General features: G+C 73.6%; 3 protein-coding genes. All 3 read left to right on the top strand.

The features are described 5' to 3' along the window. Positions 1-848: ABC transporter permease (locus FPZ41_RS45350; RefSeq protein ID WP_152870629.1), on the top strand; the 848-nt coding region annotated here is incomplete at its 5' end. Beyond that, positions 845-2929, top strand: a complete 2085-nt coding sequence (locus FPZ41_RS45355) for a dipeptide ABC transporter ATP-binding protein (RefSeq protein ID WP_152870631.1) — start codon at positions 845-847, stop codon at positions 2927-2929. The genes FPZ41_RS45350 and FPZ41_RS45355, both read left to right, overlap by 4 nt. Positions 2930-2995: 66 nt before the next feature. Then, the coding region (locus FPZ41_RS45360) for a glycoside hydrolase family 3 protein (RefSeq protein ID WP_194236452.1) at positions 2996-3973 on the top strand (978 nt) is incomplete at its 3' end.

Raw genomic sequence — 3973 nt, forward strand, 5'->3', positions numbered from 1 at the left:
CCCCCGAGGCCGCCGCCACCGCCCGCCGGTACGAAGGCTGGCGCCGCTACCTGCTCGCGTTCCGCCGCCCCCGCGGCATCGTCGGCGCCTCCCTCGTCCTGCTGCTGGTGCTGACCGCCCTGCTGGTGCCCGCGTTCAGCGACGGCTACGACCAGCAGACCGGCAACACCTTCGCCGACCCCTCGCTGGCCCACCCCTTCGGCACCGACGAACTCGGCCGCGACATCTTCGTCCGCACCCTCTTCGGCCTCCGCTCCGACCTGGTGCTGCTGTTCGTCGGCGTCCCGCTCGCCATGCTCCTCGGCACCCTGCTCGGCATCGCCGGCGGACTCTCCCGCGCGCTCGGCATGTTCCTCCAGCGCGTCTTCGACATCATCCTCGGCTTCCCGGGACTCGTCCTCGGCATCGTCATCGCCCTCATCCTCGAACCCGGAAGCACCGCGCTGCTCATCACCATCGTGATCGTGCTGCTCCCCGGCTACGGGCGCCTCGCCAGGGCCGCGCTGCTCACCCAGGAACAGCGCGAGTACGTACTCGCCGCCCGCGTCCTCGGCGTCCCCGGATGGCGGGTACTGCTCCGCCACATCCTCCCCAACGCCATCGACCCGATCATCGTGCACACCGCCATCGCCATGGTGGTCGCCATCTTCCTGGAGACCGGCCTCTCCCTCGTCGGCCTCGGCATCCAGCCCCCGCAGCCCTCCCTCGGCACCCTGCTCAACACCGGGGTCCGCTTCCTGTCCTACGCGCCCGTCTACGTGCTGGGCCCGACCCTCGTCCTCCTGCTGCTGGCCCTCGCCTTCAGCCTGCTCTCCGACGCGCTCAACGAGGCGGTGACCCGGAAATGACCGAATCACTCACGGCCGCATCCCCCATCGAGAAGACCGACGTCCTGCTGGACGCCGGCGAGGTGCGGATCACCTTCGACACGGAAGGCGGGCCGGTCACCGCCGTCGACGGAGTGTCACTGCGGATCAGACGCGGCCGCATCACCGGCCTGGTCGGCGAGTCCGGCTCCGGCAAGTCCATCACCGCCAGGGCGCTGATGCGCATGGTGCCCGAGCCGGGACGCACCGAGGGCGGCAGCGTCCGCTTCGCCGGCACCGACCTGCTCACCCTGCCGGAACGCGAGATGCGCGCGATACGCGGCGACCGCATCGCCATGGTCTTCCAGGACCCCCAGGCGTCCCTCAACCCCGTCCTCACCGTCGGGCAGCAGGTCGCCGAGGCCCTGATCGTGCACGGCGAGCGCCGCGCCAAGGCCACACAACGCGCCGTGGAACTCCTCGACATGGTCGGCATCCCCGATCCCGAACGACGCGCCGGCGAGTACCCGCACCAGTTCTCCGGCGGCATGCGCCAGCGCGTCGTCATCGCCATGGCCCTCGCCCGCGACCCCGACCTGCTGATCGCCGACGAGCCCACCACCGCGCTCGACGTCACCATCCAGGCCCAGATCCTGCGGCTGCTCGCCGAACTCCGTGAGCGCACCGGCGTCGCGGTACTGATGATCACCCACGACATGGGCGTCGTCGCCGAACTGTGCGACGAGGTCGCCGTCATGTACGGCGGCCGGATCGTCGAGACCGGCACCGCCGAGACCGTGTTCACCGCACCCGCCCACCCCTACACCCGGGCCCTGCTGCGCGCCATGCCCCGGCTCGACTCCCCGGCCGGCGGCCGGCTGCCCGCCATCCCGGGCCAGCCGCCGGACCCCGCCAACCTGCCCACCGGCTGCGCCTTCAACCCGCGCTGCGTGCTCGCCCACGACCGCTGCCGCGCCGAGATCCCGGTCCTCGACGTCCTCCCGGCCGACCCCGAACACCGGGCAGCCTGCTGGGCGACCGCCGACGGCCGGGCCGCGGCGCCCGCCGAGGCCCGCGCCGATGCCGCGGCCGAGGCCGCCGCCCCCGAGCGGCCCGCCATCGGCGAGACCATCCTGGAGGTCGACGACCTGCGGGTGGACCTCGGCACCCGGCGCGCCTTCGGCCGCGGCGGGTCGCTGTACATCGTCGACGGCGTCAGCCTGCGGGTCGCCGCGGGCGAGACCCTCGGCCTGGTCGGCGAGTCGGGCTGCGGCAAGTCCACCCTCGCCCGCACCCTCGTCGGCATCAACCGGCCGGCGGCCGGCACCGTCCGGATCCGCGGCCTGGACGTCGCCACCCTGCCGCGCCGCGAGGCAGCCGAGGCCAGACGCGGGGTCCAGTACGTCTTCCAGGACCCCTACGCCTCCCTCAACCCGCGGCGCACCGTGCGTCAGGTGCTCGACGAGGCACTCGGGGTGCGCGGTGTGCCGGCCGCCGAACGGGCGGAGCGGGCCGCGGAACTCCTCGACCTCGTCGGCCTCGGCGAACGCCATCTCGACCGGCTGCCGCACGCCTTCTCCGGCGGCCAGCGCCAACGCATCGGCATCGCCCGCGCCCTGGCCGTCGAGCCCGAGTGCCTGGTCCTCGACGAACCGGTCTCCGCGCTCGACGTGTCCATCCAGGCGCAGATCATGAACCTCCTCGCCGACCTGCGCGACCGCCTCGGCCTCGGCTACCTGTTCATCGCCCACGACCTGGCCGTGGTCCGCCACATCAGCGACCGCGTCGCCGTGATGTACCTGGGCCGCATCGTGGAGACCGGCCCCGCCGAGCGGCTCTACGCCGACCCCCAGCACCCCTACACCGTCTCGCTGCTGTCCTCCGTGCCGACCCCCGAGGCCGGCGCCGGACGCGAACGGATCGTGCTCCGCGGCGACCTGCCGAGCCCCAAGAACCCGCCGTCCGGCTGCCGTTTCCGCACCCGCTGCCCGATCGGCCCGCTGGCCCGCCCCGAGCGCACGATCTGCGCCGAGCGGGACCCGGCGCTGAGCGCCCAGGGCCCCGCGGAGCACGGCGCGGCCTGCCACTTCCCCGGGGAGCTGCGCCTGGCGACCCAGGACTGACCGCCCCCGCGTCTCACGCCCCCACCTCGGCCCGCACCCAGGCCCCCGAAAGCGACAAGGAACCCGATGACCCAGTCCAGCACTGACGTGCGGCAACCGGCCGGCGAACCCGACGACTCCCGGGAGGCACGGCTCGTCGCCGCGCTGTCCCTGGAACAGAAGGTCCGGCTGCTCACCGGCGGCAGCTTCTGGCGCACCGCCGCGGAACCCGCCGTCGGCCTCGGCTCGATGCTGCTCTCCGACGGCCCCTCCGGGGTGCGCGGCGAGTTCTGGGACGAGCGTGAACCCTCGCTCAACCTGCCCTCCGCCACCTCGCTCGCCGCCACCTGGGACCCCGGGTTCGCCGACCGGTACGGCGTGGTCCTGGCCCACGAGGCCAGGACCAGGGGCGTGCACCTGCTCCTCGGGCCCACCATCAACCTGCACCGGAGCCCGCTGGGCGGCCGCCACTTCGAGTGCTTCTCGGAGGACCCGGCGCTCTCCGGTGCCCTGGCCGTCGGCTTCGTACGCGCCGTGCAACGGCACGGGATCGCCGCCGTGCCCAAGCACTACGTCGCCAACGACGCCGAGACCGACCGCTACACCGTCGACGTCCGCGTCGACGAGCGCACCCTGCGCGAGCTCTACCTCGCCCCCTTCGAGGCCGCCGTCACCGAGGGCGGGGCCTGGGGCGTGATGTCCGCCTACAACGGCGTCAACGGCGCCACCATGACCGAGAACGACCTGCTGCGCAGCCCGCTGGACGACGAGTGGGGCTTCGACGGCGTCATCGTCTCCGACTGGACCGCCGTGCAGAGCACCGAGGCCAGCGCCCGCGGGCGGCAGGACCTGGCCATGCCGGGACCCCACAGCCCCTGGGGCGAGAAACTGGTCGCCGCCGTACGGGACGGCCGCGTTCCCGAGGCCGCGATCGACGCCAAGGTGGCCCGCCTGCTGCGGCTCGCCGCCCGGGTCGGCGCCCTCGCCGACGGAGACACCGAAACGGCCCACGGCGACACCGAAACCGGCGCCGTAAACGGCGCCGAACGGGCCCTCGTACCGCCC

It is taken from the genome of Streptomyces acidicola (genome assembly GCF_009377235.1).
Classification (GTDB): Bacteria; Actinomycetota; Actinomycetes; order Streptomycetales; family Streptomycetaceae; genus Streptomyces; species Streptomyces acidicola.

Excerpts from the sequence above, each read along its gene's own strand:
- FPZ41_RS45355 (WP_152870631.1), top strand. The coding sequence starts at position 845 with ATGACCGAATCACTCACGGCCGCATCCCCCATCGAGAAGACCGACGTC.